This window comes from Winogradskyella vidalii (genome assembly GCF_013403955.1).
In the GTDB taxonomy this organism is placed as follows: Bacteria; Bacteroidota; Bacteroidia; order Flavobacteriales; family Flavobacteriaceae; genus Winogradskyella; species Winogradskyella vidalii.
On record NZ_JABFDG010000005.1, the window covers coordinates 77,532 to 95,702 of the forward strand.

Sequence of the window (18,171 nt, forward strand, 5' to 3'; positions counted from 1 at the left end):
TTGTGTTTCTTATCGTATTAATCAACCAAAAATATAATTATGAATAAGAGTTTACTACTATTATTGTTTTCCGCCATGCTATTGAGTTGTAATAATGCGCCACAATATAATGATCCAGTGCCACCACATGATGATTTTAAAATTGATTCTGAGTTACTAAAAGAAGAACGAATTATCAATGTTTGGACACCTCCAAATTATAAAACGAGTAATGATTCTTTACCTGTATTATATATGCCTGATGGCGGTATTGTACAAGAAGATTTTCCCCATATAGCTAATACTGTGGCTAAACTTGTTGAAAATAAAAGTATCCCACCAATTATACTGGTAGGTATTGCAAATACGGATCGCAGGAAAGATTTATCTGGATTTTCAGAAGTGAAAGAAGACGAACAATATTGCCCACTAACTGATGGTGCAAAATATTATCGCGCTTTTATCTCAGATGAATTAATGCCTGTAATCAACTCTAAATATAGAACAACCAACGAAAAAGGAATTATTGGAGAGTCTTTGGCCGGTTTATTCGTAATGGAAACCTTATTAATACAACCAAATACCTTCGATTTTTATATCGCTATGGACCCATCCCTATGGTGGAACAACCATTATTTAGAACAAAATGCGGAACAGTTATTACAAAATTTGCCAGAAAAAGAAATTAGGCTTTGGTTTGCAGGTGCAGATAGTCCTGATATTTCTGTATATACTAAAAGTCTAGCAAAAACAATAGAAAATAAGGCGCCAGCGCAATTAAATTGGACATATTCTGATAAGCCAGACGAAAAGCATAATACCATTTTTAGAGCAACCAAAGAAGAAGCTCTGACTTGGATTTTTAAACAGAAGTAGAATGCAGAGTTTTATTACTATTGTATTTATACATTAATCATAATTACTACTACGATTACTTTTTCTTATAAAAACGTGATTTAAAATTGATGGCAATCAATTAGCATACTCAACTAGTAATAGACAACTTAAATCGACTATTTTTCTTAAATATTAGTTTTTTTTTAGCATAATAGAAATAGAAGCTACGTATTTTTATGTTTTAAAGACGAAGCAATATTTATGAAGTTAAAATTATTTATTTTCTTATTAAGTCTTAGTGCAACCACTGTTTTTTCACAAATAGATGAATCACAAACAGGAGCTTGGTACATGTATTTTTATAAACACCAATTAAAAGAGGGACAATGGGGAATTCAAGGTGATTTTCAATATAGAGATTGGCAAGGTATAGGCGATAAGGAACAGTTATTATTGCGTTCAGGAATTACTTATTCACCTAAAAATGCTGATATAACATTTACTTTAGGCTATGGAAATATTACGAGTGGCGATTATGGAGAAAGTGATGAAGAGTCCTATGAAAATCGAATTTATCAAGAAGCCTTAATTCCACAAAAAGTAGGAAATCGTTTTTACTTCACACATCGGTTTAGATATGAACAACGCTTTGTAGAGAATCAAGATTTTAGAACACGTTATCGTTATAATTTATTTTTAAATATTCCACTCAATAAAACCCAATTAGAACCCAAAAGCATCTATGCCGCTTTATATAACGAGATTTTTATAAACGGATCTACCGATATTGGCGATGGAAATGAAGTTGAGATATTTGATAGAAACCGAACGTATTTAGGTTTAGGTTATGTTCTAAATCCAAATATTCGTTTTCAGCTAGGGTGGATGAATCAAAAAACAGTAAATTGGGGCAAAGGTCAACTACAACTAAGCATGCATCACATTATTTAACATGATTAAAGCCAATTATAAAAAGTATATCCTAGATTTTAAAAGACCAAGTGGCACCTCTAGAGGTGTGATGACAACTAAGGAAACTTGGTTTATTTTATTAGAATCAGATAGTAAATCTGGAATAGGAGAGTGTGGTATTTTAAGAGGTCTATCTATAGATGATAGACCAGATTATGAAGCTAAACTAAAATGGACTTGTCAAAATATAAATCTTGGTTTAGATGTTTTAATAGCCGAACTCATTGAATTTCCGAGTATTCAGTTTGGTTTAGAAACCGCTTTTAAATCCTTAGAAAGTATTGATAAGTTTCAATTATTCCCTTCCAATTTCACTTCTGGAAAAGATGCTATTCCTATTAACGGTTTGGTTTGGATGGGAACTGAAGCTTTTATGCGTGATCAAATCGAAGCTAAAATTAAAGCAGGATTCAATTGTATTAAATTAAAAATAGGAGCGATTGATTTTCAAACCGAATTAGATATTTTAAAGTCGATAAGACAAACATTTTCAGTTTCAGATATAGAATTACGTGTTGATGCTAATGGAGCATTTTCTCCAAATGATGCTTTAGAAAAGCTAAAGCAACTTTCAGAATATCAATTACATTCTATTGAGCAACCCATAAAACCAAAGCAATTTGAAGCTATGGCAAAACTTTGTGAAGTAACGCCCTTACCAATTGCATTAGATGAAGAATTAATCGGTGTGTTTTCAGAAGTAGAAAAACGCGAATTACTTCAAGCTATTAAGCCACAATACATTATTTTAAAACCAAGTTTGGTAGGTGGATTTACTGGAAGTATGCAGTGGATAAATAGTGCAGAGAGTCAAAATATTAAATGGTGGATCACAAGTGCATTAGAGAGTAATATTGGTTTAAATGCCATTTCACAATGGACCTATACCTTAAAAAATAAAATGCCACAAGGTTTAGGCACAGGAAGCTTATTTACTAACAATTTTCCTTCGCCATTAAGCGTAAAAAATGGTACTTTGCATTATAATTCAAAACAACCCTGGGAATTAAATTTTTAACTATGGATTATATACAACAAGCCTATAATTCACTACATGATTGGTGGCGATATGTCATAGGAATAGTAGTCGTATTCTTCTTTTGGCAAGTTATAGGAATGATTCCTTTACTTATCTTCATTGGAATTGAAGTTTTGAATGGCGCAGACATGAGTGTGGCTACAGATATTGCTTCTATGGCAAATTTATTAGGAAATAATTTATTTCTATTTTTAATGCTAATTTCATTTGCAGTAGGCTTGGTCGGTATTGTTTTAACATCAAAAGTACTACACAAACAATCATTTCTACAGCTAACAACAACAAGACCTAAAATAGATTGGAAACGATTTTGGTTCATTTTTATAATTTGGGCTATTTTCTCAATAGGGTCTACTTATTTGTCATTCTATTTAGCGCCAGAGGATTATGTTTTTAATTTAAATTTAAAGCCTTTTTTAATTCTCTGTGCTATAGTCGTTGTTTTTATTCCACTACAGACCAGTTTTGAAGAATATTTTTTAAGAGGTTATTTAATGCAAGGTTTTGGTGTGATAGTGAAAAATAGATGGTTTCCTTTACTGATTACATCGCTTATTTTTGGGTTATTACATGGTTTTAATCCGGAAGTAGAAAAATTAGGGCCAATTATAATGGTCTTTTACATAGGCACAGGATTGCTCTTGGGAATCATGACTTTAATGGACGAAGGTTTAGAGCTCGCCTTAGGTTTTCATGCTGCCAATAATATGTTTGTAGCATTATTAGTGACTTCAGATTGGTCTGCTTTACAAACCGATGCATTACTAACCCATACTGCAGATCCAGCTAAAATGACTATAACTGAAATTGTGGCACCAGTATTAATCGTTTACCCTATATTGTTACTTATTCTTTCTAAAAAATACGGCTGGACTAACTGGAAAGCTAAATTATTTGGAAAAGTAACAGAGCCACCAAAAGAAGATTATAAAATAATTGAATAGATATGACACCAACATTCGACAAAGTACATAACCGTTTTAAATTTAATGGCCTTCATTTTAGTCATGAAGAATTAAAAGAAGTAGCCTACAGCCTTATAAAAGAAGGACAGCCTTACGAAAAAGTAACCGGTGATTTTTTAATCGATTGGTTAAATCATAAGGATTATTTAATTGTTACAACATCGGGGTCTACAGGTTCGCCTAAACAAATTAAATTACAAAAACAAGCCATGGTTAACTCAGCTATTGCTACAGGTAATTACTTTGGATTAGAGCCAGGAGACAAAGCTTTACATTGTTTGCCTAGCCATTTTATAGCAGGTAAAATGATGTTTGTTCGCGCTTTGGTTTTAGGTTTAGAAATCGATTTTGTAGAGCCAACTGCTCATCCTGTTTTTGACTATGAAAAGTCTTATGATTTTTGTGCTATGATTCCGCTTCAAGTAAAACATACCATTAATCATATTCATAATATGAAAACCATTATTGTTGGAGGTTCTAAAGTAACGAAGCCACTTCTTGAGCAAATTAAAAATTCTAAACCCAAATTTTACGAAACATACGGAATGACTGAAACAGTGACACATGTAGCTTTAAGGTCGTTAGAGTCTAAATCAGGAGATCAGGAATCGTATTTTAATGCTTTAGAAAATATTAAGTTTGAAGTGGATGAAAGAAGCTGTTTAGTGATTCATGCACCAAATTTAGTCGCGGAAGAAACTTTAGTAACTAATGATATCGTTGACTTAGCATCAGAAACTAGTTTTAAACTCTTAGGACGTTTTGATAATGTGATTAATTCAGGAGGTGTTAAATTATTCCCCGAACAGATTGAAGAAAAACTACAACCTATAATTGATGAACGTTTTATTTTAGCGGGGCAAGATGATGCGGAGTTAGGTGAAAAACTTATTTTAATTATTGAAAACCCAAGAGATTCTATTGAAAGCATAAATAATAGAATTAAGCATCTTAAGGGCTTGTCAAAGTTTGATGTTCCAAAAGCAATTTACACAACCAGTCAATTTGTAGAAACTGTGAATGGAAAAATTCAACGAGATAAAACGATTAAAGCTGCTTTAGGTAGTTAACCGAACTCTATATAATTAGAGGTTTCATTAATTTAGGTAAACCATAAGGTAGCTTAGATTAGAGGTTATTAAAAAATGAGATAAAAGAAAAGCCATTACTCCTGTAATGGCTTTTTATTTTTATAGGAAATCAGAAAAATTTAATAATCACTTAGATTTCCAAAATTGATACCATTTTTTCTTTCGCTGTGGGTTATTACCATAACCGTAACCATAACCATAGCCGCCATAACCTTTTTTACCTAAGCTAACACCATTGAGTAGCATGGTTAATTTTGGTAATCTTTTTTCTTCGTATAATGGTTTTGCTACATGTTGCAGTAAGCGACTATCAATTTTATCGGCACTTACAACATAAATAAACATATCAGCCAACTTAGAAATTAGAAGTGTATCACTTACAATTCCAACAGCAGAGGTGTCTGCAATAATATAATCGTATTTTGAGTCAAAATGGTTAAGTAATTCTTCAACTCTGTCGCTCATTAATAATTCAGATGGATTTGGAGGAATCGTACCAGACGAAATAATATCTAAGAATTCAGTGTCTTTATGTTTTAATACGATTTCCTGTGGCTTAACAGATTTGTCTGCTAAATAATCTGAAAGTCCTTGACTAGGTTTCTCTTTAATATCAAGATATTCCAATATTTTAGGCACTCTAATATCTGTTTCTATTAAAAGTACAGATTTACCAGAATACGCAATGGACATCGCTAAATTTGTACTTGTATGTGATTTACCCTCTTGTGGTACAGTGGAGGTTATAAATAGTTTTTTAGAGTGTCCTTTAATATCTCTTAACATAAAATCTAAATTCGATTTTATAATTCTAAAAGCTTCTGCTTTAGGTGAGTAGTCGACTTTTTTTACCAATTTATGCTTTTTAGAAGTTTTAGGCACATCTCCTAAATAAGGGATGTCTAGTATACTCACTAAATCCTCTTTTTTATAAATCTTAGTATTTAATAAATCAGTGACATAAATAAATCCGATAGGAATACTCAAACCAAATAATATACAAGCAATATAAATCAACATCCCATTTGGAGCAACAGGCTTATGTGATGAGTGAGCACTATCAATAATTTTAGCATTAGGGGTATACATGCCTAGTCTTATAGCTGACTCTTCTCGTTTTTCTAATAAATAAAGATAAAGACTTTCTTTTATATCTTGTTGTCTTTTAATGTCTCTAAACTGACGCTCTTTAGTTGGTGCAGAATAAAGTCGTCCTTGGATTCTTGCATTATCTCTATTTAAACTATTTAATGTCAGTTGCGAGGTTTCCTTCATGTTCTTTAACGAATTTTGAAGGTTGGTTTTTAATGAAGAAATTTGATCATTTAACTGAATGATAATTGGGTTTTGTTCAGAAGAATTTTTAAGGAGTCGATCTCGTTCCGCTACTAAGTCGTTATGACTTTTTATAACCTGTGCTGTATTTGCATCACCAATACCAATATTAGCAGGAAGTAAGTCGCTAGTTCTATTTTCACTACGAACTTCATCCTCTAAAAAAGAAATCATTTGTATATTATTGGTTGTAGCTGATATTTGTGTTTGTAATTGTTGACCACTTTGGAGATTAAGATCTGCTTGAGACCCTAAGGCAGTTAAATTATTATTTTTTTGTGCTGTTTCTGCTGTATAATCTACTTGTTCAAGCTCTACAGAAACCTGCTGAAGTCTATTGTTTATAAAGTCAGAAGTCGCTTTTACTACGGCTTCTTTATCTCTTAAAACATCGTTGTTATATTCTTTAATAACCTGATTTAAAAAGTCAACAGCTCTGTGTGAGTTACTTTCATTTAAACTTAATTTAAGGACACTAGATCCTTTGTCTGTCATTACATTTATTCTTCGTTGATAGCCATTTATTAACTTACTAATTGAAGTTATTGATATTTTTAAGTTACTACCAATTTTAGGTGCATGTTTGTCGATATTGGGTGTTAATACCATATCTCCAAAACCTGTTTTTATACGGGCGCCAAATTTATAGGCTACACCTTCTTGTTCATCACGATCAATTAAGGATTTGCCTTTTTTTTCAAAGGCTAAAAATTCAGTCGCAGATTTCACCTTAATATACAAGGTGGTGTCTACTTTATGTATGATTGAATCGCTAGCAAAAAAATTGATTTTTACAGGAGGGTTAGTATATATTTCTCGCTCAATGATACTTCCTTCTGTAAAATATCTAACATTAAGATTTAATTGTTTGATGACGTTCTCAATTAACGTCCTAGATCTAAGAGTTTCAATTTCATCTTTAATTTTGTCAGTACCATTTGAGAACAATCCATCGCTCGAAATTTCTTCGATAGATGGTAATTTATTAGACTGTTTTTCATCTCTTATTTTAATGGTTGCAGAGGCATTGTATTCATAAGTTGCATAACGCAGATAGGTGTAACCTAGAAATAATGCTATAATTACACAAAAGAGAATTGTTTTCCAATATGAAAAAAATAAGTCTACACTTTGTCTAACTTGATTAGGTTTTGTTTCCATAAGAGATAATAAATTATACTATTTTATTAAGAATACAGCTAATATGGTTGTAAGTGTTCCTATTGCTGAAATTAAAACACCATTATTTTGATTGTAAGTAGAAGATCTGACTTTAGCATTATTTTGTTCAACATAAATAACATCGTTTTGTTGCAAATAATAAACAGGTGAATTTACTACATTTATAGATGTTAAATCAATATTGGCAAACTTCTTTTTGCCATCAACTTCTCTAATTAGCTTAACGTTATCTCGCTTACCAAATATAGTTAAATCGTTAGCGTAGCCTAATGCTTCTAATAGAGTAACGCGTTCATCTTGCATAGTAAAAGTCCCTGGACTAGAGACTTCCCCAATGACTGTAACTGTAAAATTGGCTAGCCTAACATTAACGATAGGGTCTTTAGCCATAACTTTTATACGATCGACTAATAGGGTTGTTAATTCTTTACGAGTTAAACCTTCAACTTTAATAGTTCCTAATACTGGGAATTCAATATTACCTTCATAATCAACTAAATATGATTGTTGTTGTAAGGCACCTTGAGCACTTCTTAAATCGGTAGTATTATTTGAAACTACAGGAAGATTAAAAGGCATTGCAGTAGTTGGATCTAAAGCAGACACATTAATAGTTAATATATCATCTGGTTTGTAAGTTAGTTGAATTGGCTCTGATGTAAACAATCCCTCTTCAAGTGGTTTATCTTGAAAATAAATGATGTTTTTTCTTGAAGCACAAGACGTAGCAGTAATTATTGCTAATATTGAGATGATAAGGAATCGTGTTTTCATTTGTGTTTATTTATAAGTTGCAATACAGAATGTATTATTTTTTTGTGTCCAATACTTCGTAAGTAGAATTATTAGAGATGTATTCTGGAATTAATAACTTTATTGAAGATACTATTTCTAATGGTTGTGTCATTGAGTTCACAGATGTAAGCTTGTTAATTTGTTTTTCAACACTAACAATGTCAACATGTCTCGATTTTGCAATCATTATTTTATCGTGATAGGTTTTTTTTGTGTTTTCACCATCTGCTAAAAGTTCTTCATATATCTTTTCTCCTGGTCTCAAACCTGTAATTTTAATATCAATATCTTCAGGATAGCGAAGCCCAGAAAGAATAATCATATTCGTCGCTAAGTTAAAGATTTTAATAGGCTCTCCCATATCAAACACAAAAATTTCACCGCCATTACCCATAGCTGCTGCTTCAAGAACTAGCTGACATGCTTCAGGAATAGTCATAAAATAACGTGTAATATCTTTGTGTGTAACCGTAAGTGGTCCCCCTTTTTCAATCTGTTTTTTAAATAAAGGGATTACAGAACCATTTGATCCTAAAACATTTCCAAATCTAGTGGTTATAAATTTAGTGTGTCCTTTACCTTTTAGACAAGTAGCGTAAAGCTCAGCAATTCGTTTTGTCGCTCCCATAACATTAGTAGGGTTGACAGCTTTGTCTGTTGAAATAAGAACAAATTTATCAACGCTGTGTTTAACGGCAATATCAGCGACGTTTTTAGTGCCTCCAATGTTAACACTAACAGCTTCAAAAGGGTTGTTTTCCATTAAGGGAACGTGCTTATAAGCAGCGGCATGAAAAACAATTTTAGGTTTATATTGATTAAATATTTGATCGATTCTTGTTCTATTTCTAACATCGGCAACAATAGCATCAATATTTTCTAGCCCTTGCTGTCTAAACTCTTGTTGAATGTCATAAAGCGCAGACTCTGCATTATCTACAAGGATGAGTTGTTTGTAATTATACAGACTTACTTTTCTACAGATTTCACTACCAATAGAACCGGCCGCACCAGTGATTAAGATAACTTTATTATCGTATTGTTCTTCTAAATCTGGATTTTTAATGCTAATTGGGTCTCTTCCAAGAAGGTCTTCAATTTTAACTTCTTTAATTTGACCAACACTTAAATCACCATCAATCCAACTTTGAACTGGAGGTACAATCTTTACCTTAAGTCCTAAAGAAAAAAGATTACCTGTAATTTGAAGGAGTCTTGAAGGGTCTATATTTTGTATCGAAATTATAACCTCTTCAACATTATTCTTATTTATGAAGTCTTCATCAATGGAATCAATGCTGTAAACTTTGAGAAGGTTTATTTTTTTTCCAATTTTACGTTCATCATCATCAATAAAACCAACTACAGCAACACCATTTTTAGTGTCATTTTGAATGGCATCATAAGTTAGCATTCCTGAATTTCCTGCGCCAAAAATTAGAACATTGGAAATCGATTGAAAATCTTGAGTAATATGATTGTATAGAGATTTAATGAATAATTTCGCACTAATAAGGAACAGTATATTTAATAATAAATGAATGTATATAATTGAACCAGAAATATTAAAAATACTATCTTCTCCAAAATACTTTCTACTCATAAAAGTGCAGCATATAAGTAGGGTAGCTAAGATGTTGGCACCTATAATCAGGTTTACAATATCTTTGAAACCTGTAAATCTAACAACACCTTTATAAGCTCCAACAGCAATGAGGCTCACTGCAGCAATGAGGATAACATAAGGAACTTGTTTTAATACAATGATAAAATCAAATTCTAGCGCAAAATTAAAACGAATTAAATACGCCATAAAAAATGTCACGACTACTATTGAGATGTCAAATAGTAAAACGAGCCATTTAGAAGCATATTTCTCCGATATTTTATTTAGAAAACGGATTATCATGTTACAAAATACGAATTTATAGCAGAAATAACCCTATTTAATTCGTCGTCAGTAAGGTTAGATCCACTAGGTAAACAGAGTCCTTTTTCAAACAATTCGTCTGAAACACCATTAAGATAGCTTGGTGCATCTTTAAATACAGGCTGTTGATGCATAGGTTTCCATAAAGGTCTCGATTCAATATTTTCTTTTTCTAAAGCTAACCTTAAACCCTCTCGTGTTTGTTTGGAATCTAATAAAATACAAGATAACCAACGGTTAGAAAAATAACCATCAGGTTCTGATAAAAATGAAACCTGAGTATGTTGTTTAAGGGCATTAATATAGAATTCGTAGTTAGAACGACGTTTGGCAACATGACTGTTTAAAATTGTCATTTGTCCACGGCCAATACCAGCAACAATATTAGACATTCTATAATTATAACCAATATGAGAATGTAAATAGTGTGGCGCGTTATCTCTTGCTTGTGTGGCTAAGAAAACAGCTTTTTCTTTGTCTTCTATAGATTTAGTAACTAAAGCACCACCTCCTGAAGTGGTTATAATTTTATTTCCATTAAATGAGAGAATAGAAAAGTCACCAAATGTTCCACAATTTTGGCCTTTGTATTGACTTCCTAAAGATTCGGCACTGTCTTCAACAATTGGTATATTATATTGTTTTGCTATCGTATTAATTTCATCAACCTTATAAGGCATTCCGTATAAGTGAACAGCAATAATTGCTTTAGGTGTTCTGCCTTTAGAAATTCTATCTTTTATTGCTATTTCCAGTTGCATAGGGCACATATTCCAGGTGTCTTCTTCACTATCTACAAAAACGGGAGTTGCACCTTGATAAGCAATTGGATTGGCAGAAGCAGAAAATGTTTTACTTTGGCATATAACTTCGTCACCAAGACCTACACCTAATAAAATAAGACTTAAATGTAATGCAGAGGTGCCAGATGCTAAAGCAGCAACATGTTTGTTGTCGTCAAGGTAAGATTCAAGATCTTTTTCAAAACCATTAACGTTTGGTCCTAACGGAGCTACCCAGTTAGAATCGAAAGCTTCTTTGATGTAAGGCTGTTCATTACCACTCATGTGTGGAGATGATAACCATATTTTTTTGTTCATAGGTTAATACTTTAAGTTAAGACCTAAAGGTTTTAATTATAGGTGATTGGGACCTGAATAATTAATGATAATTACAGTGCTAATATAAGTCCTTAAATATTAAAGAATGAAACAATAATATAATTTTACGATAAACTGTATATTTTACACGACATACCATTTTAGTGGTGATTTTAAACGTCAAAAAATCAGATAAAATGCAATTGTATTTTTATATTTTAGAGTTGTTTTTTTACTTATCATATTTAATTATTGGACTTTTTTTTATAAAATTGATTAGTGTAAATCAAAGCTTTAGTTTTGTATTAGTCTGTTTTAATGGTTTTTACGATTCAAATGTTTTTTGTTTTTTCAAATTAGATTAAAATTCATTTTCTAATGATAAGTTATATTGAGTGGATGCGAACTCTAATTTTATAGTGTTTAATTAAGAGAGAACGGGGATGATTTTAATTCATATAATTTATGTAAAGTTTGCTTAAATAGTGATAACAGACCATTGCTTTTTTATATTTGTGAAATTTGACAATGGATTTTGTGATAACGTATAATTTTAAACTAAAACATGCCAATATTAACCCCAACTTATAAACCTCCGTTTTGGGCAAAGAGAGGTTTTATTTCTACCGTTTTTTCAGGATTAGCTCGAAAAGTAGAAGGAGTCCAACAAACTAGAGAACGTATCACATTAAGTGACGGTGATTTTATGGATTTAGATTGGAGCTATGCATCACAAGAATCTAAAAAAATTATAATTCTACTTCATGGACTCGAAGGTCATGCGCAGCGCCCATACATCACAGGTACAGCAAAACTTTTCAATAACAACGGTATTGATGCTGTTGGTGTTAATTTTAGAGGATGTAGCGGAACACCTAATCTGTTATTTCGAAGTTACCATTCGGGAGCAACAGAAGATTTAGATGCTGTGGTTAAACACGTTTTGGCCAAAGGTAATTATCAGGAAATTTATATTAAAGGTATAAGCCTTGGAGCTAACATGGTTCTAAAATATGTTGGTGAAGGTAACGACTTAGCAAAAGAAATTAAAGCTGTAATAGCTGTTTCTGCACCTTGTGATTTAAGTGGTTCTTGTGGTGAATTACTTAGTTTAAAGAATAGGCATTATGCTATTCGTTTTTTAGGACATCTAAAAGATAAATTAAAGCCTAAAATCAATCAATTTCCTGAAAACATATCTATTAGCGATTTTAATTCAATTAAAACTTTAAAAGATTTTGACGATATTTACACAGCTAAAGCACATGGCTTTAAGAATGCTTTAGATTACTACGAAAAGTCTAGTTGCTTACAGTTTCTGCCAAATATTAAAGTGCCATCGCTTATCATTAATGCGCTTAATGATTCTTTTTTATCAGCAAAATGTTATCCGGTTAAAGAAGCAAAGCAAAATCCTAATATCTTTTTAGAGATGCCAAAACATGGTGGTCATGTTGGATTTGTAAATAAAAAGAATGTTTATTATAACGAACAACGTGCTTTGGAGTTTGTTAATTAATATTTTCTAATTGACTTACAATTTCATTTTGGTACTAAAAATGCACTAGAAACTATCTAAACTAAATTTAGGTTTTAAAAGCATTCTATGTAATTAAAGAAAATAGCTTTAATACCTTTCAAAAATATCACTTTGATAAGGTGCTATGTTATAATATTAATTACATTCTATTCTATAAACTTCTCTAACCTCGCTTCCGGTAGGAGGTACTGAATAATTAGTTTCTTCTTGGCAGTCTACATCTTCACGATCAGTTTCGCTATAGCTGAGTAGCCAGGTTTCTGTAGTTTCTTCTAAGTATTTAGCTTCAATGTAGGTGACTTTCTCACAGGCGCAATCATCATCATCATCATCAAGTTCTGATTCTGCAGAGCAGCCTAATAAAAATGTAAAACTAAACATAAGGTAAATTGGTAAAACTGTTTGTAATTGTTTTTTCATGATTAAGTAAATTTGGGATTACAAACATATATAATTATTTTCTTAAAATCTACAAAGTGTATAATAAAATCGATGAAATACATAATTTTGTTGATTTTTTAGTGAATTTTCTTACTTTTATTGTTGATAACTACCTTTTTTGACTATTTTTATTGTTTAAAATTGTGGGTGTAGTCTAATTTTTTGGTTGTTAGGTAGTTCTAATTAAAATTACAGCTATTAATGCTTTAAATAGAATAATTGCTAAGTCATTTTTAAGTTTAAACGTTTTGGATTATTTTTTTGGGTTTAATATGATAATGTTTCTTTTTAACTTTTGAAGTTATTTTCTTTAATCTATCCCTTTTCTTGAGATTAAGTTTTGAAAGGCTTTTTTATTTCATTGATTTTCTTAATTTTAGGAAAACTAACAATTCATGCTCAAAAAAGTCTTCGCAAGTGCCGTTTTTGGTGTTGAAGCTTCTACAATTACAGTAGAAGTCAATGTGGATAAGGGTGTTGGTTATCATTTAGTTGGGCTTCCAGATAATGCCATCAAGGAAAGTAATTACCGAATTGCAGCTGCACTTCAAAATAATGGTTACCGTATTCCTGGTAAAAAGATTACCATAAATATGGCACCTGCCGATTTGCGGAAAGAAGGTTCTGCCTATGATTTAACCTTGGCTATTGGAATTTTAGCCGCATCCAATCAAATTAAAGCAGAAAACCTAGAAGATTATCTTATTATGGGTGAATTGTCTCTAGATGGTAGTTTACAACCGTTTAAGGGCGCTTTACCAATTGCTATAAAAGCAAGAGAAGAGGGGTTTAAAAATATCATTCTTCCAGTCCAAAATAGTAAAGAAGCTGCTATTGTTGATGACATAAAAGTCTTTGGTGTTGAAAATATCATGCAGGTAATCAATCATTTTGATAAGGAGGAGCCTCTTGAGCAAACTATCATAAATACAAGAGAAGAATTTTATAAAAGTCTCGATTTCCCCGAATTCGATTTTGCGGATGTTAAAGGGCAAGAATCCATAAAACGCTGTATGGAAATTGCGGCTGCTGGTGGGCATAATATCATACTTATTGGACCGCCGGGCTCTGGTAAAACCATGTTGGCAAAACGTTTACCAAGTATATTACCACCGATGACTTTACATGAAGCTTTAGAAACCACTAAAATTCATTCGGTTGTGGGTCGTGTAAAAGCACATGCGGGATTAATGGCACAGCGACCATTTAGAAGTCCACACCATACCATATCGAATGTTAGTTTTACAGTTGTGGGGGCGAATTAATTATTATATTTGAAAAAAAATATAATATGCTTGCTATATACACAAGGTTAAGCCGTGAGGATGACAAATCTACATCAATCGAAAATCAAATAAGGGAGGGGAAAGCGTTCGCAAAGAAGCATAACCAACAATTTACTATATATAACGAGGGAGAGGGTGTAAGTGGCACACTTGAATTATCTGACAGACCTCAGCTATATAATTTAATTTCAGACATTAAAAGCGGTGTAATTAAAAGCGTTTGGATGAGAAACCAAAACCGTTTAGACCGTAATACGGCAACGTTTTACTTATTCGTGTCGGCTGTAAAAAAAGCTGATATTAACGTTAGTTTTGGTGATGGGGAGGCATTGGATTTTAACGACCCAACAACACTACTACAAACCTCAATTATTTCATCATTAAATCAATACACAGCACAATTACAAGGAGTACAAACAAAAAAAGCCCTTAGAGATTCCGCTAGTGAGGGCAAAGCGTGGGCTGTTATTCCATACGGTTACTCAACGGACGAAAACAAGCATATTATAATTGATGAATCGCAAGCCGAAACGGTAAAGGAAATATTTAATTTATCCTTAGAGGGTTGGGGTGTTAAACGTATTTCAACACATTTAACAGAAAAGGGCGTTCCGACCAAGTATAACGCTTATGATGGAACGATTAAGATAATTAACAAGCATAATAAAAACGTCACTGAACGAGCTAAAAAAAATATTGTCTGGAGTGCTAAAACCGTGTTAGGTATTCTTAAAAATAAATGGTATATCGGAACTCGTACTTATAGTGGAGTTGAATATCCGACCCCTCGAATTATTGATAATGAATTATTTGATAAAGTTCAGAAGAACCTTGTAAAAAACCGAATTAAGAGTAGTGGTAAGAAAGTTGAGTATAGATATTTACTAAAAGGTTTATTGACGTGCGGTAAATGTGGGCGCAATTATTACGGACGTACTCGACCATCAAAACGTGATAACTTTTATATGTGTAGTTCTAAGCGTTACCCTAAATTAAATTGCGGTAACAAATCAATTAGTATTCCATATTTAGAAACCTTTATAATTAAACACCTCTTTCAATCAAAAGACTTATTAAATCATTTACAAGCATTAGATAAGGTTGATAATTCATTGAATGAGTTGAGGGCTGAACGTGTACAAGTGGTATCTAACATAGAAAAAGAGATTGAAGTTAATGAGCGTTTATTTAACTTATTAAGTAATCCTAAATTAACTTATGACGATAAACTTATCAGTAATTATGATAAATCTAAGAAGCAAATAGAGGTGTTTAAAGCACGTTTACAAACAATTGATAATAGTATAAGTGAACGCACGAATAATGACCGTATAGAAGCCTATAAGAATGAGGTTAAGAATGTTGATTTAACCAACTTTACACAACTTAAAACAGCTATTAATAATATTGTTGAGAGTATTGAAATACTATCGACCAAAGATGTTAATAATGTAGATGTTTATGCGATTTCAATTAAATATAAAGCCTTTAATGAGGTTTCAACGTTCTACACTAAATTACCGTATAATAAATGGATATATGTATCCAATTACACAACTGAACAAACTCAACAAGATATTAAAGATAATATAGAGTTATATAAGTATGAATATAAATTAAAGCACGGTGTTGAAATTGAAGTTCCTATTGAAGATTATCATTTATTCACATCTGAATCGGGTGGTACTGTTATTTTCGATGCGTTGGAAATAACCAAAAATGAATTAATTGAATTTAACTGAATTTAACTAAGTATATAAACAAAAATAACCACCCCCATTAAATCGAGGTGGTTATTTATTTTAGTGGTGCTATACGGCTAAATTTAACACCACTTGACAGAATAAAAATAATTATTCTTTGTTTCGTGGGGGCTAGGATTGTGCGATACTAAAACCCCCAATGTAGGAAGATAAACCCTACATTTATTTTTTTATATAAGACAGTCTAGGACGTAAAGTGTTAAGGTGTGAATCGTATATTAAAACGTCACTCATTAGTCGCTGTAATTGGTGTATTTTGTAATTGTTATGCCCTTTACCTATCACATTGGTAAAACACTCTATAAACTCATTCATTTGCTTTAAACGTGTGTTTTCGGCTTGGTTGGTTGTATAGTGTTTAAAATTGTCCTCATTAACATTCGTAACTACATTATTATTTTCGTCTAAGATTAAATATGTCGGTCTGTAATTTTTTGTCAGTTGTTGAAATTTTGATAAATCAATTTCTAGTAATTCGACAAGTTTAGTAAATGAGATTGGTATATCTATTTTACTTGCATACTTTGAAGTAATTGCATTTTCAACATACTTGTTAGGTGTTTTTAACAGTTCCGTTAAATCTTCTTTAGATGTTGGAATAGGTAAAAACTTTGTTAATTCGGTTTTAATTGCTTCAAACTGTTTAAGGTTCTTTCTTGCAGTTCCAAAAGCTGTTCTATATTCATCATTATCAAAATATATTAGTTTGGGTTCGAATATGACCTCATCTTTTTCATCTCCATTAATTTTATGCCTCAACAATGTAGTTAGGGGTAATTTTTTATTGTCGGCTTCTTTTTGGTATTGTTGTTTATCTTCTGTAGTTAATCTAAGTGTTACCTTTTCGGTGTATGTTTGTTTTTTATTTTCCATATCTTTTAATTTATGTCTTTGTTTATATATCAGTGATTTAGGTAATAAAAGACCGATAATGGCAGTCAAATATGCCAATGATTGACCGCTAATGACTTACAATTGTATTATTTAATATTAATGTAAATCAAAAACCATACATACTAGATTATCAGATAGTTGAATTTTACAAGTATTTAACGTGTTAAAAATATGTTAAAGTTATGATTAAATATTGCTATGTGAAAAATTTGGTTATAAGGTTTGTTTTTTCGATATTTGAACCACGTTAAACAATTAATAAAAAATTACAATAATGAGTAGAGTAAGAATGGTTTATCCAACACCAGTAAAAAGAACAAAAAAAGAAAGAGATGCATTAAATGAAACTGCTGAAGGTCGTTTAATATTGATAAATGAAATGGTAGCAAAAGCTGAAGTTGAATTAAACAATTTATTATATACTAAAGAATCAATTGAAGCTACTCTTAAAGCTAAAAAAGATAGTATTAAAGCTTAAAGCTGAAAATAAAAGGTCAATACCTTTAAGTAAAGAAAACCCCTTAGAACGTCGTATTTGATGTTTTAAGGGGTTTGTTATTGTTATGTTTGTTCAAAACTTCAAAACTTATGTTCAAAACTCTTGACAATTTAAATATAGAAGTATATTTATTTTATTTAATTTTGAAACAGCTTGATAATTGATTTATAATCAGTGTTGAGTGGGTAGAAGTTTAATTAAATCATAGTTTATTTATGACTGAAACTAGTTATAAAGAAAAACTGCAAACCATTTACTGGTTTACAGCTGTTCTTTACTTTATTACTGGTATTGTAGAAATAGTTAGCGGACTAGTCTAATACCTTAAAGTTTTTTTAGTCGAAGCACTTGATGCTTCATTCATTCCCCACTTATTTATTAGGTGGGGTATTTTTTTACATATACAAATATACAAATTTTATTGTATAATATATACGCTATATACGGTATATATTATATTTTTTTTACTAATTAGCACATTCAATATGACTAAACATATTGATTTTGTTGCTGGTGGTGGTGG

Annotated in this window: 14 protein-coding genes and 1 pseudogene; 9 read left to right on the top strand and 6 right to left on the bottom strand. The window is 31.5% G+C overall.

Annotation, left to right across the window (positions count from 1 at the left end; genetic code table 11):
• Nucleotides 1–39: 39 nt before the first annotated feature.
• From HM982_RS12420 to HM982_RS12440, 5 genes are all read left to right on the top strand, one after another.
• On the top strand, nt 40–855 hold the full coding sequence (locus HM982_RS12420) for an alpha/beta hydrolase (protein WP_179353567.1): 816 nt from the start codon (nt 40–42) through the stop codon (nt 853–855).
• Between the two features lie 222 nt (nt 856–1,077).
• Nucleotides 1,078–1,767, top strand: coding sequence for a DUF2490 domain-containing protein (locus HM982_RS12425; RefSeq protein WP_179353568.1), 690 nt, complete (start codon nt 1,078–1,080; stop codon nt 1,765–1,767).
• 4 nt (nt 1,768–1,771) lie between these two features.
• Nucleotides 1,772–2,806, top strand: coding sequence for an o-succinylbenzoate synthase (locus HM982_RS12430; RefSeq protein WP_179353800.1), 1,035 nt, complete (start codon nt 1,772–1,774; stop codon nt 2,804–2,806).
• A 2-nt stretch (nt 2,807–2,808) separates the two neighbouring features.
• Entirely contained in the window at nt 2,809–3,771 is a 963-nt protein-coding gene (locus tag HM982_RS12435) for a CPBP family intramembrane glutamic endopeptidase (RefSeq protein ID WP_179353569.1), read from the top strand.
• A 2-nt stretch (nt 3,772–3,773) separates the two neighbouring features.
• Entirely contained in the window at nt 3,774–4,862 is a 1,089-nt protein-coding gene (locus tag HM982_RS12440) for an AMP-binding protein (protein WP_179353570.1), read from the top strand.
• A 147-nt stretch (nt 4,863–5,009) separates the two neighbouring features.
• Here HM982_RS12440 and HM982_RS12445 read toward each other — a convergent pair whose 3' ends face one another.
• The 4 genes from HM982_RS12445 to HM982_RS12460 form a co-directional block, all read right to left on the bottom strand.
• Entirely contained in the window at nt 5,010–7,379 is a 2,370-nt protein-coding gene (locus HM982_RS12445) for a GumC family protein (RefSeq protein WP_179353571.1), read from the bottom strand.
• A gap of 18 nt (nt 7,380–7,397) precedes the next feature.
• Nucleotides 7,398–8,174 carry a polysaccharide biosynthesis/export family protein gene (locus HM982_RS12450; protein WP_179353572.1) on the bottom strand — a complete coding sequence of 259 codons (777 nt, stop codon included), beginning with the start codon at nt 8,172–8,174 and terminating at the stop codon, nt 7,398–7,400.
• Nucleotides 8,175–8,208: 34 nt separating this feature from the next.
• Entirely contained in the window at nt 8,209–10,008 is a 1,800-nt protein-coding gene (locus HM982_RS12455) for a polysaccharide biosynthesis protein (protein ID WP_317167431.1), read from the bottom strand.
• 92 nt (nt 10,009–10,100) lie between these two features.
• Entirely contained in the window at nt 10,101–11,225 is a 1,125-nt protein-coding gene (locus tag HM982_RS12460) for a DegT/DnrJ/EryC1/StrS family aminotransferase (RefSeq protein WP_179353574.1), read from the bottom strand.
• A 565-nt stretch (nt 11,226–11,790) separates the two neighbouring features.
• Between HM982_RS12460 and HM982_RS12465 the strand changes: the two genes are divergently transcribed.
• Nucleotides 11,791–12,744 carry a YheT family hydrolase gene (locus tag HM982_RS12465; protein WP_179353575.1) on the top strand — a complete coding sequence of 318 codons (954 nt, stop codon included), beginning with the start codon at nt 11,791–11,793 and terminating at the stop codon, nt 12,742–12,744.
• A 156-nt stretch (nt 12,745–12,900) separates the two neighbouring features.
• On the opposite strand, the gene HM982_RS12470 is transcribed toward HM982_RS12465, so the two are convergent.
• Nucleotides 12,901–13,185 carry a hypothetical protein gene (locus HM982_RS12470; RefSeq protein WP_179353576.1) on the bottom strand — a complete coding sequence of 95 codons (285 nt, stop codon included), beginning with the start codon at nt 13,183–13,185 and terminating at the stop codon, nt 12,901–12,903.
• Between the two features lie 416 nt (nt 13,186–13,601).
• Here HM982_RS12470 and HM982_RS12475 point away from each other — a divergent pair.
• Nucleotides 13,602–14,465, top strand: a pseudogene (locus tag HM982_RS12475) (YifB family Mg chelatase-like AAA ATPase); the annotation flags it as partial.
• Nucleotides 14,466–14,497: 32 nt separating this feature from the next.
• Nucleotides 14,498–16,234: a recombinase family protein gene (locus HM982_RS12480; protein ID WP_179353577.1), complete on the top strand. Its 1,737-nt coding sequence runs from the start codon at nt 14,498–14,500 to the stop codon at nt 16,232–16,234.
• Nucleotides 16,235–16,417: 183 nt separating this feature from the next.
• Here the strand turns inward: HM982_RS12480 and HM982_RS12485 are convergent, their stop codons facing one another.
• A complete protein-coding gene (locus HM982_RS12485; protein WP_179353578.1) occupies nt 16,418–17,128 on the bottom strand; it encodes a hypothetical protein in 711 nt (236 codons plus the stop codon).
• 295 nt (nt 17,129–17,423) lie between these two features.
• Between HM982_RS12485 and HM982_RS12490 the strand changes: the two genes are divergently transcribed.
• On the top strand, nt 17,424–17,627 hold the full coding sequence (locus HM982_RS12490) for a hypothetical protein (RefSeq protein ID WP_179353579.1): 204 nt from the start codon (nt 17,424–17,426) through the stop codon (nt 17,625–17,627).
• The last annotated feature ends 544 nt before the right edge of the window (nt 17,628–18,171 follow it).